The 26,852-nt window shown below is 62.8% G+C and carries 32 protein-coding genes and 2 pseudogenes; 15 read left to right on the forward strand and 19 right to left on the reverse strand.

What is annotated here, in order from left to right:
• Positions 1 to 47: 47 nt before the first annotated feature.
• Positions 48 to 1,064 carry an alpha/beta fold hydrolase gene (locus QTI51_RS31925; RefSeq protein ID WP_286517294.1) on the forward strand — a complete coding sequence of 339 codons (1,017 nt, stop codon included), beginning with the start codon at positions 48 to 50 and terminating at the stop codon, positions 1,062 to 1,064.
• A 43-nt stretch (positions 1,065 to 1,107) separates the two neighbouring features.
• Here QTI51_RS31925 and QTI51_RS31930 read toward each other — a convergent pair whose 3' ends face one another.
• Positions 1,108 to 1,938: a DNA-binding transcriptional regulator gene (locus tag QTI51_RS31930; protein ID WP_286517295.1), complete on the reverse strand. Its 831-nt coding sequence runs from the start codon at positions 1,936 to 1,938 to the stop codon at positions 1,108 to 1,110.
• A gap of 10 nt (positions 1,939 to 1,948) precedes the next feature.
• Here QTI51_RS31930 and QTI51_RS31935 point away from each other — a divergent pair, with 10 nt between their 5' ends.
• From QTI51_RS31935 to QTI51_RS31960, 6 genes are read left to right on the forward strand one after another with little or no spacing between them, the layout of a single operon-like run.
• Entirely contained in the window at positions 1,949 to 2,989 is a 1,041-nt protein-coding gene (locus QTI51_RS31935; protein ID WP_286517296.1) for an alpha/beta fold hydrolase, read from the forward strand.
• A 3-nt stretch (positions 2,990 to 2,992) separates the two neighbouring features.
• A complete protein-coding gene (gene mhpD / locus QTI51_RS31940) occupies positions 2,993 to 3,784 on the forward strand; it encodes a 2-keto-4-pentenoate hydratase (protein ID WP_286517297.1) in 792 nt (263 codons plus the stop codon).
• Positions 3,781 to 4,737, forward strand: a complete 957-nt coding sequence (locus QTI51_RS31945) for an acetaldehyde dehydrogenase (acetylating) (RefSeq protein ID WP_286517298.1) — start codon at positions 3,781 to 3,783, stop codon at positions 4,735 to 4,737. The genes mhpD and QTI51_RS31945 overlap by 4 nt, the downstream gene beginning before the upstream one ends.
• 11 nt (positions 4,738 to 4,748) lie before the next feature.
• A complete protein-coding gene (gene dmpG / locus QTI51_RS31950) occupies positions 4,749 to 5,762 on the forward strand; it encodes a 4-hydroxy-2-oxovalerate aldolase (RefSeq protein ID WP_286517299.1) in 1,014 nt (337 codons plus the stop codon).
• The gene (locus QTI51_RS31955) at positions 5,759 to 6,691 is read left to right on the forward strand and encodes a 3-carboxyethylcatechol 2,3-dioxygenase (protein ID WP_286517300.1); all 933 of its coding nucleotides are present in this window, start codon (positions 5,759 to 5,761) and stop codon (positions 6,689 to 6,691) included. The genes dmpG and QTI51_RS31955 overlap by 4 nt, the downstream gene beginning before the upstream one ends.
• Positions 6,692 to 6,721: 30 nt before the next feature.
• The gene (locus QTI51_RS31960) at positions 6,722 to 7,450 is read left to right on the forward strand and encodes an SDR family NAD(P)-dependent oxidoreductase (RefSeq protein ID WP_286517301.1); all 729 of its coding nucleotides are present in this window, start codon (positions 6,722 to 6,724) and stop codon (positions 7,448 to 7,450) included.
• Here QTI51_RS31960 and QTI51_RS39010 read toward each other — a convergent pair.
• On the reverse strand, positions 7,435 to 7,719 hold the full coding sequence (locus QTI51_RS39010; protein WP_353506568.1) for a nuclear transport factor 2 family protein: 285 nt from the start codon (positions 7,717 to 7,719) through the stop codon (positions 7,435 to 7,437). The two genes, QTI51_RS31960 and QTI51_RS39010, sit on opposite strands and share 16 nt — an antisense overlap.
• Here QTI51_RS39010 and QTI51_RS31965 point away from each other — a divergent pair.
• A complete protein-coding gene (locus tag QTI51_RS31965; RefSeq protein WP_286517302.1) occupies positions 7,646 to 7,906 on the forward strand; it encodes a hypothetical protein in 261 nt (86 codons plus the stop codon). The genes QTI51_RS39010 and QTI51_RS31965 overlap by 74 nt on opposite strands.
• A 31-nt stretch (positions 7,907 to 7,937) precedes the next feature.
• Here the strand turns inward: QTI51_RS31965 and QTI51_RS31970 are convergent, their stop codons facing one another.
• Entirely contained in the window at positions 7,938 to 8,540 is a 603-nt protein-coding gene (locus tag QTI51_RS31970; RefSeq protein ID WP_286517303.1) for a hypothetical protein, read from the reverse strand.
• 213 nt (positions 8,541 to 8,753) lie between these two features.
• On the opposite strand from QTI51_RS31970, the gene QTI51_RS31975 reads away from it, so the two are divergent.
• Together QTI51_RS31975 and QTI51_RS31980 are read left to right on the forward strand one after the other, a co-directional pair.
• Positions 8,754 to 9,827, forward strand: coding sequence for a Tle-like phospholipase domain-containing protein (locus tag QTI51_RS31975; protein ID WP_286517304.1), 1,074 nt, complete (start codon positions 8,754 to 8,756; stop codon positions 9,825 to 9,827).
• Positions 9,821 to 10,159: a hypothetical protein gene (locus QTI51_RS31980; RefSeq protein WP_286517305.1), complete on the forward strand. Its 339-nt coding sequence runs from the start codon at positions 9,821 to 9,823 to the stop codon at positions 10,157 to 10,159. Before QTI51_RS31975 ends, QTI51_RS31980 begins: the two co-directional genes overlap by 7 nt.
• A 159-nt stretch (positions 10,160 to 10,318) precedes the next feature.
• Here the strand turns inward: QTI51_RS31980 and QTI51_RS31985 are convergent, their stop codons facing one another.
• From QTI51_RS31985 to QTI51_RS32015, 7 genes and pseudogenes are all read right to left on the reverse strand, one after another.
• Positions 10,319 to 10,630, reverse strand: a complete 312-nt coding sequence (locus QTI51_RS31985; protein WP_286547678.1) for a hypothetical protein — start codon at positions 10,628 to 10,630, stop codon at positions 10,319 to 10,321.
• A 318-nt stretch (positions 10,631 to 10,948) separates the two neighbouring features.
• Complete coding sequence (locus QTI51_RS31990) at positions 10,949 to 11,146, reverse strand: hypothetical protein (protein WP_286517307.1); 198 nt, start codon at positions 11,144 to 11,146, stop codon at positions 10,949 to 10,951.
• A gap of 324 nt (positions 11,147 to 11,470) precedes the next feature.
• Positions 11,471 to 11,727, reverse strand: a pseudogene (locus tag QTI51_RS31995) (SDR family oxidoreductase); the annotation flags it as partial.
• A gap of 130 nt (positions 11,728 to 11,857) precedes the next feature.
• Positions 11,858 to 12,772, reverse strand: coding sequence for a YihY/virulence factor BrkB family protein (locus QTI51_RS32000; protein ID WP_286517308.1), 915 nt, complete (start codon positions 12,770 to 12,772; stop codon positions 11,858 to 11,860).
• Between the two features lie 851 nt (positions 12,773 to 13,623).
• Positions 13,624 to 13,752: a hypothetical protein gene (locus QTI51_RS32005; RefSeq protein WP_286517309.1), complete on the reverse strand. Its 129-nt coding sequence runs from the start codon at positions 13,750 to 13,752 to the stop codon at positions 13,624 to 13,626.
• A gap of 4 nt (positions 13,753 to 13,756) precedes the next feature.
• Complete coding sequence (locus QTI51_RS32010; RefSeq protein WP_286517310.1) at positions 13,757 to 14,326, reverse strand: peroxiredoxin family protein; 570 nt, start codon at positions 14,324 to 14,326, stop codon at positions 13,757 to 13,759.
• Between the two features lie 81 nt (positions 14,327 to 14,407).
• Positions 14,408 to 14,953, reverse strand: coding sequence for a carboxymuconolactone decarboxylase family protein (locus QTI51_RS32015; protein WP_286517311.1), 546 nt, complete (start codon positions 14,951 to 14,953; stop codon positions 14,408 to 14,410).
• A gap of 110 nt (positions 14,954 to 15,063) precedes the next feature.
• On the opposite strand from QTI51_RS32015, the gene QTI51_RS32020 reads away from it, so the two are divergent.
• Positions 15,064 to 15,915, forward strand: coding sequence for an AraC family transcriptional regulator (locus QTI51_RS32020; protein ID WP_286517312.1), 852 nt, complete (start codon positions 15,064 to 15,066; stop codon positions 15,913 to 15,915).
• A 486-nt stretch (positions 15,916 to 16,401) separates the two neighbouring features.
• On the opposite strand, the gene QTI51_RS32025 is transcribed toward QTI51_RS32020, so the two are convergent.
• The 3 genes and pseudogenes from QTI51_RS32025 to QTI51_RS32035 all read right to left on the reverse strand — a co-directional run bounded on the left by QTI51_RS32025 (position 16,402) and on the right by QTI51_RS32035 (position 19,492).
• Complete coding sequence (locus QTI51_RS32025) at positions 16,402 to 16,641, reverse strand: hypothetical protein (protein ID WP_286517313.1); 240 nt, start codon at positions 16,639 to 16,641, stop codon at positions 16,402 to 16,404.
• A gap of 180 nt (positions 16,642 to 16,821) precedes the next feature.
• Positions 16,822 to 17,080 (reverse strand): annotated as a pseudogene (locus QTI51_RS32030) (DUF1275 domain-containing protein); the annotation flags it as partial.
• Positions 17,081 to 17,119: 39 nt separating this feature from the next.
• Positions 17,120 to 19,492 carry a phosphoketolase family protein gene (locus tag QTI51_RS32035; RefSeq protein WP_286517314.1) on the reverse strand — a complete coding sequence of 791 codons (2,373 nt, stop codon included), beginning with the start codon at positions 19,490 to 19,492 and terminating at the stop codon, positions 17,120 to 17,122.
• A 166-nt stretch (positions 19,493 to 19,658) separates the two neighbouring features.
• On the opposite strand from QTI51_RS32035, the gene QTI51_RS32040 reads away from it, so the two are divergent.
• Complete coding sequence (locus QTI51_RS32040) at positions 19,659 to 20,090, forward strand: universal stress protein (protein WP_286517315.1); 432 nt, start codon at positions 19,659 to 19,661, stop codon at positions 20,088 to 20,090.
• A gap of 158 nt (positions 20,091 to 20,248) precedes the next feature.
• Here QTI51_RS32040 and QTI51_RS32045 read toward each other — a convergent pair whose 3' ends face one another.
• Together QTI51_RS32045 and QTI51_RS32050 are read right to left on the reverse strand one after the other, a co-directional pair.
• A complete protein-coding gene (locus QTI51_RS32045) occupies positions 20,249 to 20,485 on the reverse strand; it encodes a hypothetical protein (RefSeq protein WP_286517316.1) in 237 nt (78 codons plus the stop codon).
• 203 nt (positions 20,486 to 20,688) lie between these two features.
• The gene (locus QTI51_RS32050) at positions 20,689 to 21,363 is read right to left on the reverse strand and encodes a LexA family protein (RefSeq protein ID WP_286517317.1); all 675 of its coding nucleotides are present in this window, start codon (positions 21,361 to 21,363) and stop codon (positions 20,689 to 20,691) included.
• Positions 21,364 to 21,512: 149 nt separating this feature from the next.
• Between QTI51_RS32050 and QTI51_RS32055 the strand changes: the two genes are divergently transcribed.
• The 3 genes from QTI51_RS32055 (at position 21,513) to QTI51_RS32065 (ending at position 22,640) form a co-directional block, all read left to right on the forward strand.
• Positions 21,513 to 22,043, forward strand: a complete 531-nt coding sequence (locus tag QTI51_RS32055; protein WP_286517318.1) for a hypothetical protein — start codon at positions 21,513 to 21,515, stop codon at positions 22,041 to 22,043.
• Positions 22,044 to 22,088: 45 nt separating this feature from the next.
• Positions 22,089 to 22,301, forward strand: coding sequence for a hypothetical protein (locus QTI51_RS32060; RefSeq protein ID WP_286517319.1), 213 nt, complete (start codon positions 22,089 to 22,091; stop codon positions 22,299 to 22,301).
• Positions 22,302 to 22,394: 93 nt separating this feature from the next.
• Positions 22,395 to 22,640 (forward strand): hypothetical protein, encoded by a 246-nt coding sequence (locus QTI51_RS32065; protein WP_286517320.1) that lies wholly within the window; start codon positions 22,395 to 22,397, stop codon positions 22,638 to 22,640.
• 292 nt (positions 22,641 to 22,932) lie between these two features.
• On the opposite strand, the gene QTI51_RS32070 is transcribed toward QTI51_RS32065, so the two are convergent.
• The 4 genes from QTI51_RS32070 to QTI51_RS32085 all read right to left on the reverse strand — a co-directional run bounded on the left by QTI51_RS32070 (position 22,933) and on the right by QTI51_RS32085 (position 26,816).
• Entirely contained in the window at positions 22,933 to 23,124 is a 192-nt protein-coding gene (locus QTI51_RS32070; RefSeq protein WP_286517321.1) for a hypothetical protein, read from the reverse strand.
• A 222-nt stretch (positions 23,125 to 23,346) separates the two neighbouring features.
• Positions 23,347 to 23,559 carry a hypothetical protein gene (locus QTI51_RS32075; RefSeq protein WP_286517322.1) on the reverse strand — a complete coding sequence of 71 codons (213 nt, stop codon included), beginning with the start codon at positions 23,557 to 23,559 and terminating at the stop codon, positions 23,347 to 23,349.
• Positions 23,560 to 25,432: 1,873 nt separating this feature from the next.
• Entirely contained in the window at positions 25,433 to 26,557 is a 1,125-nt protein-coding gene (locus QTI51_RS32080; RefSeq protein ID WP_286517323.1) for a sensor histidine kinase, read from the reverse strand.
• Between the two features lie 13 nt (positions 26,558 to 26,570).
• On the reverse strand, positions 26,571 to 26,816 hold the full coding sequence (locus QTI51_RS32085; protein WP_286517324.1) for a hypothetical protein: 246 nt from the start codon (positions 26,814 to 26,816) through the stop codon (positions 26,571 to 26,573).
• Between the last annotated feature and the right edge of the window lie 36 nt (positions 26,817 to 26,852).

The following is a 26,852-nucleotide window of genomic DNA, read 5'->3' on the forward strand; positions in this document are numbered from 1 at the left end:
TCCTCCTCGCGACCGGTGCAGTCGCCGTGTCCGGCTTAGCATGGGGCATGACTGTTCCCGCATTGGCCTCGCGCACCTTCGGCACGCCGCGCCACACCACGCACTACCTCGAGTCGGGGCCAGCCGACGGGCCGCTCATGATCTTCCTCCATGGGTGGCCTGGCATCGGGCTGATCTGGCATGCGCAGATGGATGCGTTCGCGGCCGAGGGCTGGCACTGCGTGGCGCCGGACCTGCGCGGCTACGGCGGCTCTTCGGCTCCTGCGGCCAACGATGCCTACACCATGGAAGCCATCGTGGCGGACATGACCGAGCTGCACGACCACCTGGGCGGCAAGCCTGCGGTATGGGTCGGCCACGACTGGGGTGCGGCCGTGGTGGGCGCGCTGGCCGCGCATCATCCCCGGCGCAGCCGCGGCGTGGTGCTGACCTCGCTCGCGTACTTTCCGGAGGCGTTCGCGCTGCCCACGCTTGTTCCGCTGGTGGACCGCACGCTCTATCCGGCCGACACCTATCCCGACGGGCAATGGGACTACTACCGCTACTACACGACGAATTTCGCGTCGGCCGTGGCCGATCTCGATGCCGACCCGGCGGCCTCGCTGGCCTCGGTGTACCGGTCCGGCAACCCGGCCGCCATGGGCAAGGTGTCGCCGTCGGCGATGGTCACGCGCAACGGCGGGCGTTACGGCGCCGCGCACCGTGCCCCCGCGATGGCGCCTGACCCGGCGCTGTGGCCGGCGGCGGACTTCGATGCGCTGGTGCAGGCCTTCAAGGCCCATGGCTTCGGTCCCGTGAGCGCCTGGTACACGAACGGCGACGCCAACATCGCCCATGCCCGGCGCGCGCCCGACCATGGCCGCCTGTCGCAGCCGGTGCTCTACATCAACGGCGACTGGGATGCCATCTGCAGCATCGCGGGGAACCGCCAGGGCGACCCGATGCGCGCCGCGTGCCCCGACCTGACGGAGACCAGCCTGCCGGCCGGGCACTGGCTGCCGCTCGAGCGCAAGGCGGAGCACGTCGCGGCGATCCGCAGCTGGCTGCGTGCCAAGAAACTCTGAGCGCGAAGCAGGCGCCGGCTGTTGGCGGGAGTCTTGCCGGGGCTCACCCCGTGCGCAACTTCGACTCGCTCTGCGCGATCGCCACTTCGATCTCGGATGCGGCGTCGCGCAGTTGCGCGAGGAACTTCTTCGCGAGCTGGTCGGGGCTCGTCGCCCGCGTGATGGCAACCACGTTGATGCATGCCAGCACCGCCCCCTGCTTGTTCGTCACCGGCACCGCGATGGCCGCCACCTTCTTGTCCGCCGACCATTCGCCATGGTTGGCGCCGTAGCCGTCGCGCTGGGTCCGCAGCATGATCTGCTTGAAGGTCGCGAGCGAGATCAACGGCACTTCGCCGGCCTCGTACTTGCTCGCGATCAGGTCGAGGATGCGGTCGCGTGTGGAAGCGTTCGAGAACGCCAGGTAGGCGCGGCCCATCGACGTCATGAGCATCGGCAGCCGCCGGCCCAGTGTGCGCCGGTGGAACGACAGAGGGCTCTGGTGGTGCGTGGCCGCGCGAATGACCATGGTGTCTTCCTGCGGCGTGGCCAGCGAGCAGGGCCAGGTGATGCGCGCTGAGAGCTCGTCCAGGATCGGCGCGGCCAGTTCGGCCACATGGTCGTAGGTGGTGAAGGCGTCGCCCCAGCGCTTCAGTTCTGCCGTGAGGAAGTAGGCGCCGTCGTCCTCGGAAGACTGCACGAGCCCTTCGAGCACCAGCGTCTCGAGCAGCCGCCGCACCGTGGTGCGGTGGATGTCGGTGCGCGCGCTCAGTTCGGGAATCTGGGCGCGCCCGTCCGCGCAATCGCACAGGGCGCGCAGGATCGCGAGGCCGCGAGACAGGCCCTGGACGTGCTTGTAGACAGAGGAGTCGGGGGAGGAATCGTTGGCGGGCATGGCGGTCGGAATGGCAGAACCCATGAACCGATTGTGCGGCGGTCGGCTGCGAACTTCCACCTTTGCCGCCGCGCGCGAAGCGTTCGTGCACCCAGTGCACAACCCGTTCGAAGTCGTTGGCGTGCAGCGAGGCCGCGCCGAGACTCGGTCGCACTTGAACCAAACCGACCTCATGACCGCCTCAACTTCGCCCCCCTTCTCCAGCGTCTGGAGTGATCTCCACGGCGTGCCCTTCACGCAAGGCTATCTCGACGCAGGGGGCATCCGCACCCGCTACCTCAGCGCGGGCGACCCTGGCCAGCCACTGCTGTTGTTGCTGCACGGTGTCGGTGGGCATGCGGAGGCCTATGTGCGCAATCTGGCGGCCCACGGCAAACACTTCTGGACCGTCGCGATCGACCTGCTGGGCCACGGCTGGACCGACAAGCCTGATGTCGACTACCGGCTGCGCCATTACGCGCAGCACCTGCACGACGTGCTAGCGGCCCTGGGCCGCAAGAAGGCGCATCTTTCGGGCGAGTCGCTCGGCGGTTGGCTGGCGGCCTGGATGGCGGTGCACCACCCCGAGGTGGTCGAACGGCTGGTGCTCAACACGGCGGCCGGCTGGACCGCGCATCCGGAGGTGATGACGCGCCTCAAGACGATCTCGACCGCCGCGGCCGAAGACCCGTCGTGGGAGCGCATCCGCGCCCGCATCGAGTTCCTGATGTACGACAAGGCCATGGTGACGGACGATTTGATCGAGACGCGACGTGCCATCTATGCGCAGCCCGGCTTCGTACGGACGATGCAGCACATCATGTGCCTGCAGGAGATGGTGGTACGGCGCGAGGACATGATCACGGCCGACCAGTACCGCTCGATCGTAGCGCCTTCGCTCGTGGTGTGGACCTCGCACGACCCGACCGCGACGCCCGCCGAAGGCCGGCAGATCGCCGAAATGATCCCCGACAGCCGCTATGTCGTCATGAACGAGTGCGGCCATTGGCCTCAGTATGAAAACGCGAACGAGTTCAACCGCGTCCACCTCGACTTCCTGCGGGGTGGCTGAGCAATGGACGCCCTTCAAAACGACCTGGCGCAGCGCCTGCGTGCGGCCCGCGACACCGGCGTGCCGATCGCGCCGATCCGGGACCTCGTCGGCGTCGCGGATGTCGACGCGGCTTACGCGATCCAGGACATCAACACGCGCGATGCCATCGCATCCGGCAGGCGGCTGACCGGCCGCAAGATCGGGTTGACATCGCTCGCCGTGCAGAAGCAGCTGGGCGTCTCGCAGCCGGATTTCGGCATGCTCTTCGCAGACATGCAGGTGGGCGAGGGCGAGCCCATCGCGATGCAGCGCTTGCAGCAGCCGAAGATCGAGGCCGAGATTGCGCTGATCCTCGGGCAAGACCTCACTGGCGACGAGCTCACGATGGCCGACGTGCTGCGGGCCACCGCGTATGTGCTGCCCGCGCTCGAGATTGTCGGCAGCCGCATCGCGAACTGGAACATCGGCATCGTCGACACCATCGCGGACAACGCCTCGGCAGGCCTGTTCGTGCTCGGCGGCCCGGCGCACGGCGTGGCCGGCCTCGACATGAAGGACGCGGCCATGGTCATGACGCGCAACGGCGAGACGGTGTCCACGGGCTCGGGTGCAGCCTGCCTCGGCCACCCGCTCAACGCGGCGACCTGGCTCGCGCGCGAGATGGTCAGGCGCCGCCGGCCGCTGCGTGCGGGCGACATCGTGCTCACCGGCGCGCTCGGGCCCATGGTGCCGGTGCAACCGGGAGACCGCTTCGTCGCCACGGTCGAAGGCCTGGGCACGGTCGAGGCGCTTTTTTCTGGGGCCTCGGCATGAGCAGGGTCAAGGCTGCCATCATCGGCTCCGGCAACATCGGCAGCGACCTGATGTTCAAGATCATGCGGCATGCCGAGCACCTCGAGATGGGTGCGATGGTCGGCATCGATCCGACCTCGGACGGGCTGCAGCGCGCCGCGCGTTTGGGCGCCGCAACCACCGCAGACGGCATCGAGGGCCTTCTGCGCCTGCCGGTGTTCGACGAGATCGACGTGGTGTTCGACGCGACCTCCGCGGGCGCCCATGCCGGGCACGACGCGCTGCTGCAACGGCACGGCATCCAGGTCATCGACCTCACGCCGGCCGCCATCGGCCCCTTCGTCATTCCCGCGATCAACCTCGAACGCGAGCATGCGAGCAACATGAACATGGTGACCTGCGGCGGGCAGGCGACCATCCCGATGATCGCGGCGGTGTCGCAGGTCGCCCGGGTGTTCTACGGCGAGATCGTGGCGAGCATCTCGAGCAAGTCGGCCGGGCCCGGCACGCGCGCGAACATCGACGAGTTCACCGAGACGACCGCGCGCGCCATCGAGGCCCTCGGCGGTGCCGAACGCGGCAAGGCCATCATCGTGCTCAACCCGGCCGAGCCGCCGCTCATCATGCGGGACACCGTCTTCGTGCTGTCCGAGGACGCTGACCGCGCCGCGATCGAAAACAGCATCGCCGACATGGTGGCCCGGGTGCAGTCGTACGTGCCGGGCTACCGGCTGAAGCAACAGGTGCAGTTCGAAGCCGTTGCGGCTGACCGTCCGGTGAACATTCCGGGTGTCGGGCTGCGGCACGGCCTGAAGACCTCGGTGTTCCTGGAGGTCGAAGGGGCCGCGCACTACCTGCCGGCCTACGCCGGCAACCTGGACATCATGACCTCGGCGGCCGTCGCCTGCGGCGACCGGATGGCGCGTCGGCGCATCGAGGCCGGCATCGCGCGCCGACGGGGGAACCAGCCATGAACGAGCGATCCATGCGCAACAAGATCTACATCTCCGATGTCACCTTGCGGGACGGTAGCCATGCGATCCGTCATCAGTACTCCGTGCCGGATGTGCGTCGGATCGCCAAGGCGCTCGACGATGCACGGGTCGATTCCATCGAGGTGGCGCACGGCGACGGGCTGGCGGGCTCCTCCTTCAACTATGGCTTCGGGGCGCACACCGACCTCGAGTGGATCGAGGCGGTCGCATCGACGGTACACTTCGCGAAGGTCGCAACGTTGCTGCTGCCCGGCATCGGCACCGTGCACGACCTGAAGGCGGCGCACGCGGCCGGTGCGCGGATCGTGCGGGTGGCCACGCATTGCACCGAAGCCGACGTCTCGCGCCAGCACATCGAGGCGGCGCGAGCGCTCGGCATGGACACGGTCGGCTTCTTGATGATGAGCCACATGACCACGCCACAGCAGCTGGCGCAGCAGGCCAGGCTGATGGAGGGTTACGGCGCCACCTGCATCTATGTCGTCGATTCGGGTGGTGCGTTGAGCATGACGGATGTCCGCGACCGGTTCCGGGCGCTGAAGGACGTGCTCGCGCCCGAGACGCACACCGGCATCCATGCCCATCACAACCTGAGCCTGGGCGTGGCGAACTCGATCGTCGCAGTCGAGGAGGGCTGCGACCGCGTCGATGCGAGCCTGGCCGGCATGGGCGCGGGCGCTGGCAACGCGCCGCTCGAGGTGTTCATCGCCGCGGCCGAGCGCCTGGGCTGGAACCATGGCTGCGACCTGTACACACTGATGGACGCCGCCGATGACATCGTGCGGCCCTTGCAGGACCGGCCCGTGCGCGTCGATCGTGAGACGCTGGCGCTCGGCTACGCAGGCGTGTATTCCAGTTTCCTGCGGCACGCGGAACTGGCCGCCGCTCGCCATGGCCTGAAGACGGTGGACATCCTCGTCGAGCTGGGGCGGCGTCGCATGGTGGGCGGACAGGAAGACATGATCGTCGACGTCGCGCTCGACCTGCTGAAGGCCGCGCCATGAAGGTGCTCTGCATCTCCCACACGCCGCTGCGCGGGCACCTCGATCCGGCGGATTCGGCCATGGCCGAGATCGACGCGCAGATCGAAGCGCTGCGCGACAGGGTGCGGGCCTTTGCGCCCGAGCTGGTGGTGCTTTTCGCGCCCGACCATTTCAACGGTTTCTTCTACGACCTGATGCCGTCGTTCTGCATCGGCACCGCGGCCTCGGCCATCGGCGACTTCGGCACGGTGGCCGGGGAGCTGTCGGTGCCGACCGCGATGGCTTCGGCCTGCGCCGCCTCTTTGCTCAAGCAGGGGATCGATGTGGCAGTGTCGCATCGCATGCGGGTTGACCACGGCTTCGCCAATCCGCTGCAGGACATCTTCGGCGGGTTGGCCGAAGTGCCGGTGATTCCGGTCTTCATCAACTCCGTCGCGCCGCCGCTGCCGGCCCTCGCGCGCAGCCGTGCGCTGGGTCGGGCGGTTGGCGTCTTCGCCCGGTCCACGGGCAAGCGCACGCTGTTCATTGGCTCGGGCGGGCTCTCGCACGAGCCGCCTGTGCCCCGCTACGCGACTGCGCCTGCGGACGTGAAGGAGCGCCTGATCTCCGGGCGCAACCCGCCGCCCGCGATCTCCGAAGCGCGGTTCGATCGCCTCATGCAAGCGGCCACGTCGCTCGCGCGCGGCGATCCGCAGTTCAAGCCCTTGAACCCGCAATGGGACCGGCAGTTCCTCGACTTGCTGAAGGAGGGCCGGATCGCCGAGTGCGACAGCTGGAGCGACGAGGAGGTGGGCCGCATCGCGGGCGATTCGGCGCACGAGGTGCGGACCTGGCTTGCGGCCGTATCCGCCGTCGAGGCGGATGGGCATCCCACCGTCGATTTCACGTACTACCGAGAAGTACCGGAATGGATCGCGGGCTTCGGCCTGCTCTGGGGGAACGGCAAATGACACTCGATAACGGAATCAAAGGTGAATGACATGACGAACACGAACTTGAGCGGAAAGACGGTCCTGGTCATCGGCGGCAGCGCCGGAATCGGCCTCTCCATTGCGCGGATCGCGGCCAGCGAGGGTGCTCGCGTCCATGTCGCATCCCGCGGCGTCACCAACCGCGAGGGAAACCTGGAGGCGGCGACTTACCACCAGTGCGATGCGAAATCCCAGGAGTCCCTGGACGAGCTCTTCGAGGCGATTGGCCGAGTCGACCACGTCGCCATGACGGTCCACGAGTCAGCCGCGCGGCTTGGCATCGACACGACCGCCGACAAGATGAATTTGGATGCGGTCATGGAGTACTGCAACGGCAAGTTCTTCAGCCAGTACCGTGTCGTCAAGGCTGCGCTACCGTACCTGGCGAGCGGCGGGTCGATCACGCTCACCTCCGGTGTCGCGAGCCGCGCGACGATGGCAAACCACTCCGCCATCTCGGCGGTGAACGCGGCGATCGAGGCTTGCGTCCGGCAACTGGCCAAGGAACTCGCGCCGCATCGCATGAACGCCGTTGCGCCCGGGGTCACAGCCACCACGACCTACGACGCGATGTTGCCTGCCGCCAAGGAAGATTTCGTGAAGAAGATCGTGGCCAAGGTCCCGCTGCAGCGGATTGCCAGCGCTGAGGAGGTTGCACTCGCGTACATCTTCGCAATGAAAAGCGGATACGTGAGCGGAAGCGTCATCGACGTAAGTGGAGGTCAGCTCGTCGCATAATAGACATCGTGGACTGCCCATCCAAGCACTCGGCCATCCTCAGCCAGCCACTCCGCAATCCACTGCTTCGCCCACGCGTGTCCCCGGTATATCGGCCCAAAACTCTCGATCACTTCGCAGTCTGGGTGAAGCGTGTTCAGAATTGCGTTCGCGTCATGCGCCCGCCAACCGGCGATGTATTGTTCAAGCAAAGTCATGAACTTTAGTGCTGAGCGTTGTAATGTGCGCCCCGCCATCGAGGTTCGACAGCCGCGCGGGGCGCGAATCATAGACAAGCTGGTCACGCAGTTCCACACCGAACACCCCGAGCGCTACCTGCTCGCTTACGTCTACGGCTACCTCGGCGAGCACGACCTGCTGAAGATTCGCACGGACGCCGAGAAGTCCTTGCTACTGGCCGTACTCAACCTCGTCGAGTGCATCGCAGCCGTCAACGCAAGGCCGGCGGGGCTGTAGCTGCACAGCGTGCCGGAAACCCAACGGCTACCTACAGCGCTGTCCATTTACGCGCGGCCTTGTAGGCCGCTTGAGCCTCAGCGATGAGGCCGGCTTTATCGGGGCCATCCTCAAGCTGACCGGCGACTTCCAGAATCTTGGCATCCACCCGTGTGTCGTCTGCCGGCGAGTTGACTAGGAGTATCTTCATCAGCTGCAGCGGCCCGATGTCAACGCGCGAGGTCGATGCATCGATCTTCGCCAGCTTCTTCTCGATCGCCGAGCCAAATGATCTATTAGAGCTCAGTCCGACGGGCATCACCGCCAGCCACACGTCAGCCATCCCGGGACCAAGGCACGCCCGGTTGATGACGTGATCGGCGTCGAGTTGGCTCATGTCAGTTTCTGAAGTTCCATGCAGCTTGGCATGCGCAATCATCGCCTCGCGATACCTGTCGCTGGCCGATTCGACCCAAATTCCATCATAGGTGCGGCCCAATTTGTCGACCACATTCACCGCCTCATCGCGTGCAAAGCCATCAAGGGGCCTGAGCTCGAAGCGCCGCTTATCGACCCAGGCCTCAAGGTTCGCGAACCCTTGGAACATCGCCGGCGGCATCACGCCATGCTTAGCGTGGTAGAGGTCGACGTCCATGCGTTTCATCACTGTGTAGAAGGTCGATCCGCTAGGGAGCTTCCCATCTGTCTTGTGTTGCGCCATGACCTAGCCATTGAAGTAAGTTCAGCCGAGCATGACGTGCAGCGCACCGTCAGCCTCGGCGCGTCTCACACTTCCGCGATCGCGTTCTCCGTTCTTCCTTATTAAGTTGCATACATATATGCTGCCTCAAAACACTTGGAGGTGGAGATGAATCGAGGCTACTGGAATCGCGCCGCGCGGTGCGCGGCTGCCCTGTTTTTCCTTGTCGCGCTGAGTGGTTGCGGAGCGATCACTTCAGTTCGAGAGGCTATGTACTACAACTCGGATATGGCCAGGAAGGCAAATGACAGTCTGAAGGAATGCCGGGCTACGTCTTCTCTCGAAATCCGGCATCCCATGGACCATCGTCCGGCGAGCGCCGAGGAACCAGACTGCTATAGCGTGGTGATTTCCACGTCCAGTCGTGCACTGGGCGATATGAGCATCAGCCCCTCTGCGTCATCCGGCGAGTACCGAGGACCGATGGCACCGCAAGAGTTTGGACGAGCAAGCTCTGCAGCTGCTGTGCTCGGTCAGATTGCATGGCCTGCGGTTCTAAGCAAAATTGTCTATCGCCGCTACGCACCCGAAGCCGACCGCAGCGACTGCAACTATGAAGCTGGACTGCACCCGCTAGGCCGAATTCCAATCGCTGCTGCAGGACGATGGGAGTCTTGGGAGACCACTGGCGATGGCTGCAAGGCAATCGGCGGACTCTTCTATGAAACGTTCATCTATCGGCTGCGCAATGGGCCAGTAACCCAGGCATTCATCGTTTTCCGAGGAACCGAAAACTACTCGGGCCAGGCTCTCACGGATTGGTCCACGAACTTCGCGATGGCGATGAATATTGAACCAAGCCAGTTCAAGGATGTTCGCCGCAACGTAAAAGTCATCATCGCGAGATTGAGAGTGCAGTATCCAGGCGTACGAATCTTTACTGCAGGTCACTCGTTGGGAGGAAGTCTTGCGCAGCTTGCCGCCTACGTGAGCAAGGACATCGACATCGCCTACGCTTTCAACACCTCGCCGGTGAGTGGCTGGACAGCATTGCGGGAACAGCAAGAGCGGAACCCGCCAAAACGATCATCGAGAACCAAGATCCTGCAATCATCCGGGTCGTGCAGGAAAAAGAAGCTCTTGGGCTGTTCCGGATCGTCTCGAATGCCGCGAACACTGCTGTGCGTCGAGAAGGCAGGACCGATGTGGCGCTTGACTTTCCCGCGAGCCATGAAGTGCTGAACATTTCCGAGGAGCGCGGTTGGGCGAGCAGTGGCATCGAACTACATTCGATCACTCTTCTGGCCTGCAACCTCACTGCGCGCGTGGCTGCAAGCAAGAACGAAATAGGAGCCTTCGGCTTTACCGCGGCTCAAGCCTCTGCCATTCTTCGTGAAAACACTGGGGAATTTTCCGTCAAGAGCGGCGACGGATTGGCTCGTCCCGGTACAGAAGGTCTGTGCCAAGTGGTCGACAAGGGCGTTGACTGCGATGTCAATTGGACCGGCGGGAAGCTCCCAACCACTTGCAGTCGTAAAAGCTCACTTGATCAGGCAGCTCCGCCTTCACCATGACGTCATCTCCGCAACTGCACCAAATCTTCAGCTGTTGATTCCATCTAGAAGTGAGCCGGTGGGGGGGGGCGGGATTCCATGGAAATCAACACTCAAGATGGGTGAACTGAACGCTCACCGTCCTCCCGTAGCTTTGGCTTAAATCAACATGACCCGCGACTACTCAAAGTCGCCTACACCGAGATGCATTGGAAAACTATCGGAGTAGAGACTGCCGGAAGGATCCAACTCCAAAGCCTTCGCATTGATGGACTTTTGATGCGCCAAATAGGCCTGCGCAAGAGTCGTGCCTTCTTCTGCGAGCGCGAAGTGGACTTCGAATACTTCTTGCGGGATCAGTACAGGCACCGATCCTCCGTCCGCGCGTCTGATACGCACGAACAGAGTATTTCCGCGGTCTTCCAGATTCACAAAATCTTTACCGCCGTCGGCGCTCTCCGTGCTGTTGTTCGCTCGCTCGCCACCAGTCATGTTGTACTCCAGTCTTGCAAGCTGCATGTATCAGATGCTCGCCCTGACGGCGAGCAAGAAGGGCAGGCAGAAGTGCATACGTAAAGCAGGACAGTCGCTTGAGTTGAGGGTCTTGGGTTGCGCATCGAATTTCGAATTCAGCGGCCAAGTCACGCCCGCTGCATGCTTGGGCAGCTCGAATGCTGGGCGGCCGCCAAGTCGCCCTAAAGTGCATCGAGAGGCGGGCACCCAGTTCAGCAGTTGTCTATGAGATCTCAGCGGAAGGGCTGTATCCCCTCCAGCGCGGGGCCGTCTGATGCGCACTTCATGACGCAAAGTTCATGCTGAATACTCGATTTCATGGGGATGAAAAGGAACACCAGCGTCTTTTCCCTCTAGTTTCACCCTCACATAGTCGCCACTCATCCCGGTAATTATTCCCGCACAGCCACCAACCACGACCAGTCCGCCACGGCGCGCGGGAACGCCGAACTTCTTGCGAATCAAGGTCAGGTTGTCTGGTTTTTTGATGCTCATGGAAACCAAGGTACTACATGTCTGCGACTTGCAGGTAGGACTTGCGCCTTTCATCGTGCGGAAAGGAGCTTGCCTCCCGATTCGCTGCCGGCCGTTCGGGCCTCAGGGGCGCGCCCAAAGCCCGTCGGTTAGTTCTTCGCTCATGGCAGTCGGTTCGTGGGATTCCTCTGCCCCACTTGTGGCCTATCGTCTCACCAACTTCGGAAGTTAGCGGCTAAATTGCGGCGTCGGATGGCGCTCATCGTTCTGGCGCGACGCCGAAAGACCGCCACAATCCGAGATTCACCTGCCGCGTACAGCCGCGCGTGTCGCGTGTCGTATCTATCAAAACGCCGCGCGTCCGAGCGATGCGCCACCATCGACATGCAGGGTCTGACCGGTCATGGATGCCGCATCTTCGGACAGCAAGTAAGCGATGGTTGCGGCAATCTCATCCGGCTTGCCGAAGCGTCCCATCGGCACCCCCGCCAGGTAACACCGTTCACCCTCGCTTCTGGCGGATTGTTGGCGCGGAACAATGCAGTTTCGGTGGGGCCAGATGCCACGGCATTCAACTTGATACCCGCGGCGGCCAATTCCAGTCTCTAACTGCGGGTGAGAAGTCTTGTGATTCAAAAGCTCAGGTGGCATTCGACCAAGTGGGCGTGTGGGAAAGCTCTCGACGACCCTCGCGGTCGTGGCAGCGCTGCCCTGTCGCCCCGGCTCGCCGGCTCACGCCGGCGGCGTTGTCACTTGCTTCTCGGGCGGCCTGAGTCGGTTCGCCGCGCGCTCACGAAGCACTGCGTTGATCTCTGCGCCGAAGATGAGGGTCGTGGCGCTGATGTACAGGAAGACCAGCGTCGCGACCACGCCAGCGAAGCTCCCGTAAATCAGCGCCAGCTTCCCCGCGCTGCGCAGCGTGTAAGACAGCGTGGCTGCTGCTGCGACCCACAAGGCGGCGCCTGAGAACGCGCCAGGTATGACTGTGTACAGGCGCTGCCGGGTGTCGGGCAGCCAGCCGTACAAGAGGGCGTACAGGCAGGTCAAGACCAGGAACGCCGTGCCATACCGAACGCTGTTGCGCAGCCAGAGCGTTTCTTCCCCGACGCCCACATTGTCCCGCAACACGGCCCACAGATATGGCATCACGACCACGGAGCTGAAAGCTGCGACGGTGGCCGCGCCGACGACCACCGTGAAGACCGTCGACTTGATGCGCGCGCGCCAGAACGGAAGCCCGTGCTCGATGCCGTACGCGCGATTCAACGCGGAGCGTACAGCCTGCATGCCCGATGACGCGGTCCACACAGTTCCGACCAGCCCCACCGCGACCAGGGCTTGATTGCGCTGCGCGAGCACCTGGCGGATGACGGGCTGCATGGCATCTTTCACAAGCTGTGGCGCATAACTCATGACACGGTTGGCCAGGGCTGCTGCGTCGCCTGGCTCTCCCACGTAGCCTGCGGTGGCAGACAACAGGATGAGCAGTGGAAACATCGCCAGCACGGCGGAAAACGCGAGGCTACCTGCCTGGTTGGCGCTTTGATGAAAGATGTAGTTGCGAAGGGCCAGAACCAATACCCGCAGGCCGGGCGTCGACAACACAGCGCTGTGCAGACGCCGAATCACTTGTCCAGCGGATGTCACTCGGCGATCTCCAGCCATGCGGGCCCGCCTGGATCGCGCGATGTCATGGCGGGGAGACGAATCATCTGCGTATTGGGCACGATGGCATGCAAGCTCGGCGTAGGAAGATCTCCCCACACCGGTGACAACGCTGCGCGCCTTGCGGCGCCGTCCCATCGCATGCACGCACACTTGATGATCCTGTGCGGCGTCGTTCCATCCCAACTCGCACCGCAGCCTTGACGCGTGTCGCACGTGCGCGGGGTGCACCCGCCCAGTCGACGCCCGCGTAGGAAGACTTCTGACGAAACGTTGAGTAGATCACTGACGATGCTGGAAACATCGGGCCCCGAACTATCCCTCGGTCTTGCTCTACGACCATTCCTCCCCGGAGCGAGACCCTCTTGCGTGACAGTCAGAGGCATGGCCCGGCGAATGCCGGGCTTTTTTCTTGGATCGGTGATCAGGGCGCCGTTCCTATGGCTCCAAAGCACGGCGGCGAGGTTTGCGGCCAGGCTCCACGTGGCAGCGAGGTTGAAAGTTCGAATTCGGGCGTCTGTCGAGCCACTTGCCGCGCTTCGGCTTAGCAACTCTGTGCGTCCGCGGTAGGTCCCCGGTTGCACCCAGGCCAACCGCCTGGGGGAGGGCTTGTGGCGATAAGGCGATGTAGGGGAGGCAGCCGCACCGCGTTCGACCGAGGTCCGCTCACTGCGAGCGGGGCGCTACAGGTACTTGTGCAGCTATGTCGATGCCGGCGCGCGCAAGGTCACTGCCATGACCGATCAGCCAAGGCGCGATGTGCGAATGGCCTGTCTCCGGATGAAATTGCAACGTGAAAGCGTTGCCGCTATGACGGAAGGCTTGTTGCGATGTCAGGGACGTGCCGGCGGCGTGGCACCGCCCTGCCGAAAGTTGATCTCATGGTCCACGTTCGCGAGAATTGGCTCGAACAGGCCGAGATCCTCGAAGGCAACGTGTTGCAGGAAGATGCTTTTTTTCATGGCGTCAACCTCTTGCGCTGCGGCAGCGGTCTTCATCACAGTGCTCGTCGTCAGCGTCGTCAGCGTCGGCGTCGCCAGAAGCGCGAGTGATCAGCGTCGTAGGCATCTCCTCGGCGGCCAACTGGCCGATGGCCGCGCCGAGCGCCATGTCGTCGATCACACCGAAGCGGCTCAATCGGACGCGCCCTTGCTTGTCGACGAGCACGATGCTTGGGGTGCCCTGCAGCTGATAGGCCCGCATCGTCGCGGGAATGTTGCCATCCGCGGGCGCGTCGATACCGATCGGGAAGGTGTAGCGGAACTCGCGCACGAAGGCCTCGAGCGCAGCGGGCGTCATGACATCGTGATGTTCGAACACGGTGTGCAGGCCGACCACGGCGACGTCCCTGTCGGCGAAGAGTTGACGCGTCTTTTTCGCCTGCGGTAGGCCGTGGGTCACGCAGGCGGGACACAGCATCTGGAACGCGTGCATTACCACCACGCGACCGCGCAGCGACTCAAGCGTGAGGGCGGCGTCGCTGTTGAGCCATCGGGCGACCTGCAGAGCGGGGGCTTCAGGAAAGTGGTGCGACATGGCGTGGAAAGCTCCGACTCGAAGGCAAAGCTGGAAAGCGAGCAACGCGCGCTTCCCAGGACGGTTGTTATCGGATTGCTCTCACGCAGCGGCGCGCAGCTTGACCGAGGGGAAGTCGACCGGCACGTCGAACGCCACGTTCACGTAGTTGGTGAACAGGTTCAGCGCCACATGCGCCAGGATCTCGACGATGTGCTGGTCGTCGAATCCTGCATCGCGCAACGCCTGCACATCCGCATCGCCGACCTGGCCGCGCTCGTCGACCACCTTGAGCGCGAAGCGCAAGGCCGCGGCGGTCGGCGGGTCGGACGATTCGCCGGCCTGCGCGGCCGCCATGTCCGCGGCGGACACGCCAGCCTTGCGGCCCAGCGCTGTGTGCGCGGCCAGGCAGTAGTTGCAGGCGTTGCGGTCGGCCACCGCCACTGCGATCTGCTCGCCGAGCTGCGCGGAGATGACGCCGCCGCCGAGCGCGCCGAAGGAACCCCACAGGCTCTTGAGCGCGGCCGGCGAGTTGGCGACGGCGCGGAACATGTTGGGCGTGGCGCCGAACGCGCCGTGGATCTGGCCGAGGAGCGCCTGGGATTCGCCAATGGCTGCGGCTTGGGTAACGAGTTGAATGCGGGACATGAAGCAGTCCTTGGAAAGTGGTTGAAGTCCACAGTGTCCTGCTTCAATCAGTATGATTCGGCACGTTCAGTCCGAACTACATATCTTTTCGTCCAATGCCGCCACCTACCATGCCTTCGATCGACCGGCTGTCCTCGCTGCTGGAGCGCTTCCGTGTGCGGGCGCATTTGTTTCACGCCGGCCCGTTGTGCGGAACTACCCACTTCGCGGCAAAGCCGGGACGCGGATTCCTGCATGTGTTGCGTCAAGGCGAAATGGCGGTCACGCATTCCTCGCGCGCGGGCGTGCCGCGCAAGCTGGTCGTGAAGGAGCCCAGCCTGCTTTTCTATCCACGACCGCTGGCGCACGACTTCCACAACGCGCCCACGGAAGGATCCGACTTCGTGTGCGCAACCCTCGATTTCGACGGGGGCGAGACTCATCCGCTCGTGCGTGCGCTGCCGGCCCTGATTCGGCTCCCGTTGCACGCCGTGGAGGGCCTCGAGCAGTCACTGGCACTGCTCTTTGCCGAGACCACCCGGGTCCTCTGCGGGCACAGGCTGTTGGCCGACAGGATGTTCGATGTGGTGCTGATCCAGCTCTTGCGCTGGCTGCTCGACCATCCTCAGGAAGCCGAGCTACCTACAGGCCTGCTCACGGGACTGGGCGATCAGAAGCTCGCCTGTGTACTGGTCGCGATGCACGAGCGGCCGGGTCATCCATGGTCGCTGGAGGACATGGCTCGGGAGGCAGGTTTGTCGCGCAGCGCCTTCGCCCAACACTTCAAGGCCAGGGTCGGAACGACGCCGGCCGACTACCTGGCCAGCTGGCGCCTCAGCATCGCGCAGGCTGAACTCAGAAAGGGCGCTTCTGTGAAGGCCATCGCAGCCAGCCTGGGCTATGCGAATGCTTCAGCGCTGTCCCGTGTCTTTGCGCAGAGAGTCGGGATTTCGCCACGCGAATGGCTTGCCTCGTCAAGCTGAGCGGGCAACGCGCGTCTTTGCGTGGACATCGCTCGCGGGGCCACGCAACCGCACACTTTTCTTTGCGGGCGCGATGACGCGGCCAACGGCAGCCCTGAACCCGTGGGGCGATGCGAGAACCTTATCCAGGTGAACGCAGCCCCTCAATCAGCATCATGGAAATGGCACCCGGCCACAACTTGGAGTTTTGCGATGGCGCATGGCATTCAGGGGCAACGAAGAGCGGCGGCTGATCTCCAAATGCGGTGGTCGCACGCCTGTGACCTTGCAGATCAGCGACTCACACTGACAACGGCGACGGTGGGGGGCGTTCCTCTCCCGGCACACCCGCCGGCGAGGGAGCGAGGGGTCAAAAATGTTCAGGAACGGAATGTGCCCGGGTCACCCCAGCGAAGCCTCCGCGGGGACCATCCGAAGCCGCTTCAAAACTTCGGCCGGCGTGGCAAGTGCAACTGGTCGGCCAAATCCGCCATAGCCTCTGGTCGTCTACTCGGCCAGTTCGAATCGCTTCTGAAGTTCACGGATTGCACGCGCAATCTCGGGACGATGCTGGTCGACGTTCGTTTCGCTGCGTACTGTCCAGTTTGCTGCGCCAGCGCGCTCGGCGGCTGCGACCACTTTGGCCCGGCCGAGGTCAGTGATCAACGCGAAAAGTGCCGAATCACTAGCTACGAAATCCAGTAGCGCGTCCATAAGCTCGTTCGCGGTTCGGCGTTCCTTTTTCACAATCGCTCCCAAAAGGACAGACGATAGAAGCAAGGAAGCTTCCACAAGATTACATGTGCGTTAGGCCAGCGCCCTGGCCGCCCAAAGCGTTAAATAGTTCGCGATCTGCTTCACCTGAGACCGGGCTGTAGGATTCCGCCAATCTCCACCTTCGGGGGGTGAGGATCAGAACTTGAACTGGCTGACGAGGATGGCGCAGACGGCGGCGCCGCTCATGAGCGCCACGATGTCGCCCAGCGCATTCAGCGGCAGGGTGGCATTGCGCCGCACCACGCCGTCGAGCAGTGCGAGGCGAAGCCGGTCATGTGCGAGGTGTAGAGGTGCGGAACCAGGGAGCCGCCCTTGTTGATGGCGCGGACGTTCAAGGCCAGCCGCAGGCCGAGCGCCAGGTTCATCGAGGGCGCCTTGTGGCGTTGGTAAGACAGCGGAGTCTGCGCATGGGCACCTTGCAGGCCGGTGCCGGCCTGCCTTCCGGCTGTCAGCGCTGCTCCCAGCGCCAGTTCTCAATGTCCGGCATGTCCTTGCCGTGGCGCACGATGTAGGCCCGATGTTCGAGCAGCCGGTCGCGCAGGTGCTGCTGCACGTGGCCGGCGGTGTCGCGGATGCGCGGCACGCGGTCGATGGCGTCAGCGGCCAGGTGGAAGCGGTCGAGCCGGTTGAGCACCGTCATGTCGAAGGGTGTGGTGGTGGTGCCTTCTTCCAGGTAGCCGTGCACGTGGAAGTTGCTGTGGTTGCGCCGCTTGTAGGTCAACCGGTGGATCAGCGCCGGATAACCGTGGAAGGCGAAGATCACCGGCGCGTCGGTGCTGAAGATGGAGTCGAACACCGCGTCCTCCAGCCCGTGCGGATGGCCCGAGGGCGATTCGAGCGCCATCAGGTCGACCACGTTCACCACGCGGACCTTCAGATCGGGCAGCAGCGTGCGCAGCAGGTCGACGGCGGCCATGGTCTCCAGCGTGGGCACGTCGCCGGCGCAGGCCATCACCACGTCGGGCGCCACGCCGTGGTCGTTGCTGGCCCAGTCCCAGATGCCCAGGCCGACCGTGCAATGGCGTTCGGCCGCGGCCATGTCCAGCCACTGCGCCTCGGGCTGCTTGCCGGCCACGATCACGTTGACGTAGTTGCGGCTGCGCAGGCAGTGGTCCGTGACGGACAGCAGCGTATTGGCGTCGGGCGGCAGATACACCCGCACCACCTCGGCCTTCTTGTTGACGACGTGGTCGATGAAGCCCGGGTCCTGGTGGCTGAAACCGTTGTGGTCCTGGCGCCAGACGTGGCTGGTCAGCAGGTAGTTCAGCGACGCGATGGGGCGGCGCCACGGAATGTGGCGCGTCACCTTCAGCCACTTCGCATGCTGGTTGAACATCGAGTCGACGATGTGGATGAAGGCCTCGTAGCACGAGAAGAAGCCGTGCCGACCCGTCAGCAGGTAGCCTTCGAGCCAGCCCTGGCACAGGTGCTCGCTCAGCACTTCCATCACCCGCCCGTCGGGCGCCAAGTGGTCGTCGCCGGGCAGGATCTCGGCGGTCGAGGTGCGATTGCTCACCTCGAACACCGCACCCAGGCGGTTGGACGCGGTCTCGTCGGGGCCCATGAGGCGAAAATTGCTGTCCGCCGCGTTGAGCCGCATGACGTCGCGCAGGAACTCGCCCATCACGCGCGTCGCCTCGGCATCGACGGCGCCGGGCTTGGTCACCGTGACGGCGTAATCGCGGAAGTCGGGCAGCTTGAGATTCTTCAGCAGCAGGCCGCCGTTGGCGTGCGGGTTGGCGCTCATGCGGCGCGTGCCCTGCGGCGACAGGGCGGCAACGTCGGCTCGCAGGGCGCCGTCGGCATCGAACAGTTCTTCCGGCCGGTAGCTCTGCATCCACTGCTGCAGCAGCGCGATGTGCCCGGGCTTGTCGGCAAAGCCGGTGAGCGGCACCTGGTGCGCGCGCTGCGTGCCCTCGATGGGCAGGCCGTCCACTGTCTTCGGGCCTGTCCAGCCCTTGGGCGAGCGCAGCACGATCATGGGCCAGCGGTGTCGGCGGCTGAAGCCGTCGGAGCGCGCTTCCACCTGGATGGCGCGGATGGCATCGAGCGAGGTGTCCAGCGTGGACGCCATCAGTGCGTGCATCAGCGCGGGGTCGTCGCCCGACACGAAGCGCGGCTCGTAACCGTAGCCGCGCAACAGCTGTGTGAGCTGTTCGTCGCCGATGCGCGCGAGTACCGTCGGCCCCGCGATCTTGTAGCCGTTCAGGTGCAGGATCGGTAGCACCGCGCCGTCGCATGCGGGGTTGAGGAACTTATTCGAATGCCAGCTAGCCGCGAGCGCGCCGGTCTCGGCCTCGCCGTCGCCGATGACGCAGCAGGCCAGCAGGGCGGGGTTGTCGAACACCGCGCCGTGCGCGTGCAGCAGTGAATAACCGAGCTCGCCGCCTTCGTGGATCGACCCGGGCGTTTCGGGGGACACGTGGCTGGGGATACCGCCTGGGAATGAGAACTGCGTGAAGAGGCGCTTGAGCCCTTCTGCGTCGCGCGAAATGTGCGGATACACCTCGGTGTAGGTGCCTTCGAGGTAGGTGCTGGCCACCACGCCCGGCCCGCCGTGGCCGGGGCCGGCGATGAAGATCGCGTCGAGCCCGCGCGCGTTGATGGCGCGGTTCATGTGCGCGTAGATGAAGTTCAGCCCCGGCGTGGTGCCCCAGTGGCCCAGCAGGCGCGGCTTGATGTGCTCCAGCGCAAGCGGCTCGCGCAGCAGCGGGTTGTCCATCAGGTAGATCTGGCCCACCGAGAGGTAGTTGGCGGCGCGCCACCAGGCGTCCAGCAGGGTGAAGTCTTCCAGGGGCGGGTGAACGGCGGGGTTTGGCATGCGACGGGCTCCAGTCAGGGCGTGCGGGCGCCTGCGATGGCAGGCGGTGTCTTGGAACCGAATGTGCGCGCACGGCGCCCTCGGGTCTGTACGACGTCGCACAGACCGCCTGCCGGGTGGGTCTCCAGAATGACCCGGTTCATGAAACTTCACCAATCAAAAGCAAATGAAATTTCTTCTTGCAACTGATGGGTCAGCCCCAGCCTTACGGGCCGTCAAGTACGCAGCGAAGCTCGTCGCGCTCTTGGAGAAATCGCGCGAGCACAAGGTCACGCTGGTCAGCGTGCATGACGACGCGGGCCTGCGCCATGCCAAGGCGCTCGTGGGCAGCGATGCCGTACAGGATTATTTGCGTGAACTCAGCGACAAGGAGCTTCGGCCCGTCATGAGGGCGCTCGACGCCGCCGGCATTCGGCACGACATCGTGATTCGCACCGGCAGCATCGCCGGAGAGATCGTCGCACTCGCGAACAAGGGCAGGTTCGACATGATCGTGCTGGGTTCGAAGGGGCGCGGCGCGATGATGGATCTTCTGATCGGCTCCGTGGCCCAGCGAGTACTTGCCACTGCGAAGCAGCCGGTGACGCTGGTGAAGTAGGCGCATGTTGCCTCGCCGCGGCGTCCCCCTGACAGCACCGGAAGAAGCTCCCCGCATGGCGACACAGCCCTCCGCGGACATTTCCAGGACGAGGATTCAGGTGCTGGCGAAGCGCTGGTCCACCGACCTTCGGCAGGACGTGCACTTGCCGCCGCACGTCACTCATTACCTCCGCTTCGAAGGCGCAGGTCCGCCCACTGGATACAGCGCTCCAGGACCATTTCAGCGACCTCCAAGCGTGTGCGCTTCCTGTCGACGACCTGCAAGACGGCTTTGAGGACTGAGTGCTCGAAAATTTCCGCTCTGCACACCACGGTCCGTCCATCGGTACTCTGCTCGACGTGGAACACAAATTCAAAGCGATCCCGGTATTGCGGGGGCACGGTCAGCTTCATCCCTGTACTCGAGGTTAGGCGGCCTTGCGATGCGGAGATATGTATGGGAAGCCCGCGGGAACCGTGGGGACGTGCACGAAATCCATTCTTTTCCATCCTTTCACTGCCGTCCCCAATCAATTGATTCGGACCGGTTTTTTAGGATAGAAAATATATCTCTAGATTGAAAATCTATCTATGCGACCGTGCGTTTTTTGCGACGGCTAGCGAAATCGCTTGGTGAATTCGCGCACCACACCAATGACCTTGGCATCGCCGAGCGGTTTCAAGGGATAGCGGCTGTTCAACGGCTTGAGATAGAGGTCGCCGCCGTCTTTCACGAGTTGTTTGAACGTGGTCTCGCGCGCTGGATTTAATGCAATGACGTAGTCACCCGGAATTGCCTCCATGTCGGGCTCCACGATCAGGATCGACCCGGCAGGAAACGAGTCTCCGATATCACTGACCATGCTGTCCCCGTGCACCCGCAACGCGTAGGTGTGCTTCTTGACCGGCACGCTCACAGGGACAGTGTCGAACTGTGTCACCGGCTTGAAGTTGTCGATGACGGTGTAGTTGCCGGCCTCAACCTCCGATACGAGAGGAACTTCAACTCTCATGTCGGCACCCCGCGCACCCGCTGACACCCCGGATACCAGCTCGGCGATGGTGATCCCGAGCAGTTTCGCCACTCGCCCTTGATTGGCCCGCTTTGGAGCTGTGCCGCCTTGCTTTTCCCATTGCTGTACTGCGCCACGGCTCACCCCCAACGCAACAGCAAATTGCTGTTCGCTCATCTGGAGACGCTTGCGTCCTTCGCGAATTAAACGGCTGCTGGTCACAGCCCCTAGAGTAGGCGCTGTTTCAGATAGAAATAAAATCCATGATAGCTCTTCCATCCTTGGGGTAGGGAAATCCTTAGAGATTCGATAGATTGACTGTGGTTTGACCAAATTTCTATCGTCGTTCTAACGCTTTGGTAGCCCTACTATCAGCCGCCTGCCGGCTCGGTAAGTAATAGTTCACCGGCAGTGTTTGAAGAGCCCCTATGACCAGCGATGGCAATTTCAACGAATTGCGAGTGACTACGCCCAGCGAAGTTCGTGGCAGCACCATGCTCGGGGTCCGCGTAAGGGCTGCTTGCCAAGCGCCGTTTGCGGAGAATTCGATCGGTGGGGTGCAGGACCGTATCGACCGGCAGTTTCGATACTTCGAGGCGCTCGGAAAATTCGTCATGTTCGCCGACGGCGCGGTCTTCGTTGGAGCTCGTGTGAGTTCCATCGTCGCCACGACAGCAAGCATTTGCTGGAAGTCTGCTTTCTACCCGGGGCCGCGTCATCGGCAAGCCATCCAGGCAGGGCGCGGCGAACTGCTCCCCCTGGGCTTTCACGGACGGTTCGATCTGTACCTGCAGCAAGCCGAGGACATGCTTGGTGGTGCGAAAGCCTCCGTTGTGGCTAGATCAGGGTTGGGCGAGGCAACCACGCTCGATTGCAAGATCGGCATGCCCGCAGATGTTGCACGTGCCCTGTGCGACGGCATGATGCGCGCGAGGCTCCTGGCTGCCGGGCCTCCATAGCAGCAGTTGCGGGACCAGTCCCCTGAGAGCACGCCGGTGCGAGCGATGAAAAAGCCGATCTTCCACCGCGCAACCATCACGTTGAAGCTCCCGCTGGACATCAGCGCGCGCGAAGAAGTCGAAGCCCTGCGAGCCGCAGGTATTCCGGTCGACGCGCTGGGCCATGAGAGATCCGGTTTTCTGTTTGTGCGAACCGTTGGAGGCGGCGGGCAGAGCCAGCAGAACATCTTTCGGTGGTTTGCCTCCCAAATACGCTAGATCCACCGGCTTGCAAGGGGATCGGTCTCATCAGACACGGGTGGTGTGGCCGATTGGACGACGCTTTGGTTTTCAATGGACGGAGGGGGAAAAATGACGGAAAAGATTCGGCTCAACGATGAGCAATGGAAGAAGCTGCTCAGCCTGCCCCACGAGGGCGAGACCAAGACGCATGGGGAGCCAAGCCCTGTGTCGAACAGGTTGAGGTCACATGGATTGGTGACACAAGACAGCCAGGGCCGCGAGCACCTTACCGAACAAGGAATTCGTCGATTGAGCCAAGGCGGTAGTTTTTGCACGCTCATCCTGGCCGCCGCACTCACGCCAGTAGTTGCGTGAGTACGCACGGTCGACCAGACTGCCTCAACGGGCCTGCCTGAAATCCGCCGGGGTCTTGCCGGTCCAGCGCTTGAAGGAGCGGACGAAAAGTTGGGCTCCGAAAAGCCGAGCTCTGGCACGTCACCGTGCAGCTGCGGCTCCAGGATCTTGCGCACCGCCGCCGCGGTACCGCGGGATGAGGCTTCGTAGGGCCCGCAGGTCGGGTTCGACTGCCGACTCGAACATCGTGGTCACACCCTGGTTGGTGCTGACCAGCGGCGGGTCGTTGTCGGCACGCCTGAATGCGGTCAAATCATGGGACGAACAAATCCGAGTGCATCGGCTGCAGCCCGACAAAGAGCCCCGTGGCCGGGTTGTCGGCTTTCTTGTACTTCTCGAGGAAGACGCGGTCGGCCTGTTCGCTGCTCAGCGGCGGCCTCAGGTCGTCGGTTTCGGGACCGGCAAGTGCGGGCGTCGCGCCCAGATTGACACCGGCCTTTTGCACGCCATTGAGCCTTTTCCAAAGGAAGGCGTGCCAGCGTCCTAGCGACGTGTCGAACGGACCTGCTTTCGCAAGCCCATGCTGTGGGCGGCGTCGAACAGGGGTGTCCGCATCGAGGCCCGGGCAGGCCGCTCCGACGCAAGGAGTTGAAGAATGGACGCCCCGATCACTCCGAGGAAGGAGGCCGACTTGCATCAGGAGCGAGGACACGAACGGTGGCGGCCGTTAAACCACACCTTTTTGTAAGAGATGCCGGCCTTCCCGCGTAATTCCGTGGACGACCGCAGACTGCGGTTGTGCATCTGGTGAAGTGCGTTGCACCGTTGCCGTGATGACCAGCGCAGCGCGGAGTAGCTCTATTTGTTTGATGTCTTCGGGATCAGTGACGGTGAGCGGCAATGTTGCTCGTTCGATTACTCGAAGAAAATTGAGGGGCATGACATCAGGTCATTGAAGCGAGGAAAGTTTAAACCGAAAAACGGCGACTCATGACGATAAAAAACTGCGATGGGCAGCCCTTATCTCTTGCTCAAATAATTTTAGGTCGGAACGGGTCGCTCTCCACTTATTTTTCCCAGATAAAATCCTAAGCATTGCGACTAAATGTAATTTCGCTGCGACAACTCCATCAATAATATGAGCAGCAGCGATTATTGGAAATTCACCGATCTGGACAGCATAAACAAATGGGCTTGATTCCCAAACGAGGAATTTCTGGGACTATAAGAGGGGTCTAAGAATACTGGAAGGCCGTATTTTGAAAAACGGTGGTTGTTTTCATTTCAGAAGAAAGCGCGTCGAAGCGCCATCCTTTTCCTACAAGCATCCCTGGTGGCAGGGTGGGAGCCAGCAGCCTCAAGCCACAAGGTTGCGCCTGGCAGAGAGAGTTGGAACTCCATCACGGCTTCAATCGAGGGGACTTGAACAGATCCAGCATGCGCCAGCGCTATTTCTCGGAGGACATGCAGACCAGGGCCAACGTTCGCACGCGCAACCTCGGATTCCGAACCTAAGTGAAGGAGCGGCCATCTAGGCGTGCTCTCACATTGCCTATCGTCCTTGAGCGCGCAGGCAGGCGCGGGCGCCCCGGGAACTTGCGATGAAAACTTCCATGACCCCATTCGCATGGCCGTCGAAATGTCTCGAGAAGGCTGCCCTGGTTGAGGCAGAGCCCCGGCTTCGGTCGCCTCCAGATCAGCCAGCCTGCCCCCGCTCTTTGCGCCGACGCCGCGGAATCGAACCGGACGCTGGAGTTCTGCACCGCCCATATCCGCAGCACGCATTGGCCGCACGCGCGCAGGGTAGCGCTGAACTCAGCCTTTCGGCAGCGTCACGGGATTTCCGTTGAGCACCGCGGGTGCGAATAAAGGAAAAGCGAAGGGCTGGAACCGGCAACGCAGGTGCCAGCCCTTTGCCTATCCTGCCCCGCTGGTTCAGTCCAACGACGTGCAAGCATGTTGGGTCGAGATTCAGTTTTTCGCAATCGGAAATCCATTCTTCTCCGATCGCCGATCCATCGAATGCCTGTACTGAGTTTGTGGCTACGCGATCCGCCCGCGTTCAATCCACGTGCGAATCACGGGTTGGTACCCCCAGGAGAGAAGCCGCGCTGGTCACCATGGAACGCGGCCTTGGGATGACCCATGCGGGCATGGGTTGCCTCGCTGTTTGGTGTCGAGGTTCCGGACCGTCGCCTCTGGACCAGCGCTAAAGAAAATCTGAAATTGGTGCCGGCGAAGGTTGCCTCTGCTCAGCCGTCCCATGAGAACAGGTTGGAAACGCGTTTTCTTTTAGCCGAAGGTCAGCCCATCGTATGCATCGTTCCAAGACAGCATCGGTGACTTCCAAGTGGGTTTGATTTTTTGTCGCGATTTGCAGCGTTGCTTTCAGAACCGAACGCTCAAAAATTTCCGCCCGGCCACAACCGTTTTTCCATCGGCGCTCTGATCAATATGAAATATGAATTCGAACTGGTCGCGGTATTGCGGCGGAACAGTCAGTTTCATCCCCATTGGATATCTCTCCCTGGCGCAGCTCCCACTGCGCTTTATCAAACCAACGCATTATTTTTACTTCATTGGACCCGATGGTTTTATTGGGGTAAACAGCTATCGACTCAAAGAAGCGGTGACCTTTACAGAATGCAGCAGCGGATGCCAACGAACGGGCCCCCACTTACCGGAACAGCGCGGTATGCGCTCCTCGTCGCACAAAGCTGATGCGCTAACCGGCGACCTGGTAAATCATCATCAAGTCGCCTTTGGCGCGGCACCCGAAGGGTTCGGCGCGCCACGAGGTGAACGGCCTGCGCCTACTGCAGCGCTTGGCGAGGCAGGGAGATGGTGAAGACGCAACCCGAGTTGGGGACGTCACGCACTGTTAGCGCGCCCTCATTGGCTTCGATGCTTTGACGTGCGATGGACAGCCCGAGCCCAAGGCCTGCGCGCCCGTCGTCATTGGGCTTGAAGGGCACGAACATCTTGGCCGCGCCGCCAGGAGGCAAGCCGCCGCAGTGGTCCTCCACATCGATGAGGACATGGTCGCCGAAGGCATAAGCATTCAGCGTGACCAGCGAGTCCTTTCGCGTGAACTTGAACGCGTTCTGCAGCAGATTGGCCAGGGCCGCGTGCAGTAGATCTCGATTGGCGTGCACTGCCAACCCTGGGTCCACGGCACGCACTTCGAAAACTGCCGCTTTCATATTCGGGTCGAGGCGGGCCGCCAGCTCGACGTCGACGATGAAGGTGGCGACCGAGAAAGTCTGGCGCTGGTCCGATCCTTCGCCCCGGACTTCTGCAGTGGCTCTGCTGATCAACAGGCCGAGCGTGGAAAGGCTGCGCTTGAGGATCGCACCGGTGGCCCCGCCAATCTGCATGTTGCCGAGTTCGAGCGCCCGCACCGCAAGGGTGGCCGTGCCCAGCGAGTTGCGCAGTTCGTGAACCAGGAAGCCCAAGCGCTGCTTCTCGCCGGCCGTTTGCTGCACCAACAGGAATGCATCGCGCTGAGAGCTGAACTCGGTCACTGCGTCTGCAATGGCGTTGTCCAGGCAGCGATTCAGGGTGCGGAACTCACCCACCGCAAACGGCGCGTCGCGCTCGAACGCCAGGTCGGTGATCGCCTGGCAAAGATCGCCATAGTCATGCACCACCTGATCGACGGTGTAGCCGAGGTTCAGCAGTTCTTTGCCGTGGGCAGTAGCACTCACGCCGATCTCAGACAGCGCGAGCGAGTCCCCGCCGGACGGGCCGGAAATGGCGATGCTCGCTGCGGCGTCGTCGTTACGCTCAGCGGCAAGTGTTCGCGTGAGCTGGTCGAGAAACATCGGCACCCCGTGGGCCAACTGCTTGTCCGTGGCCGCGCGCAAAGGACGTTGCGCCACCTTCAGCTTGCATCTGGCGACCAGTTCGTCGCGGTTGTTTGAAAGAAATCGATGCATGTCCGTTCGCGCTTCACGCGCTGTTTTTTCTGATGTCAGAACGAGCCTTTTCCTGTGCTACGGCCAAGCTTCCTTTTGCCGTGATGACCTTCACCAGCATGGCGTGGAGCCCGATGCCCGATTTTGTGGAATGCATTTGATGCGAGGCTTCGATGAACCCATCGTCAAGGAGTCGCTTCGCAGCGGCGAAGTCGGCCTGCAGGGTCAGGATCCTGGGAGGAAGCATGCGGTCGAGGCGCATTAAAAGTTGAATGTCCATAGAGGCTCTCTGAAGTGGGACCGCGGCCAAGCCGCA

It is taken from the genome of Variovorax sp. J22G73, from assembly GCF_030317035.1.
In the GTDB taxonomy this organism is placed as follows: Bacteria; Pseudomonadota; Gammaproteobacteria; order Burkholderiales; family Burkholderiaceae_C; genus Variovorax.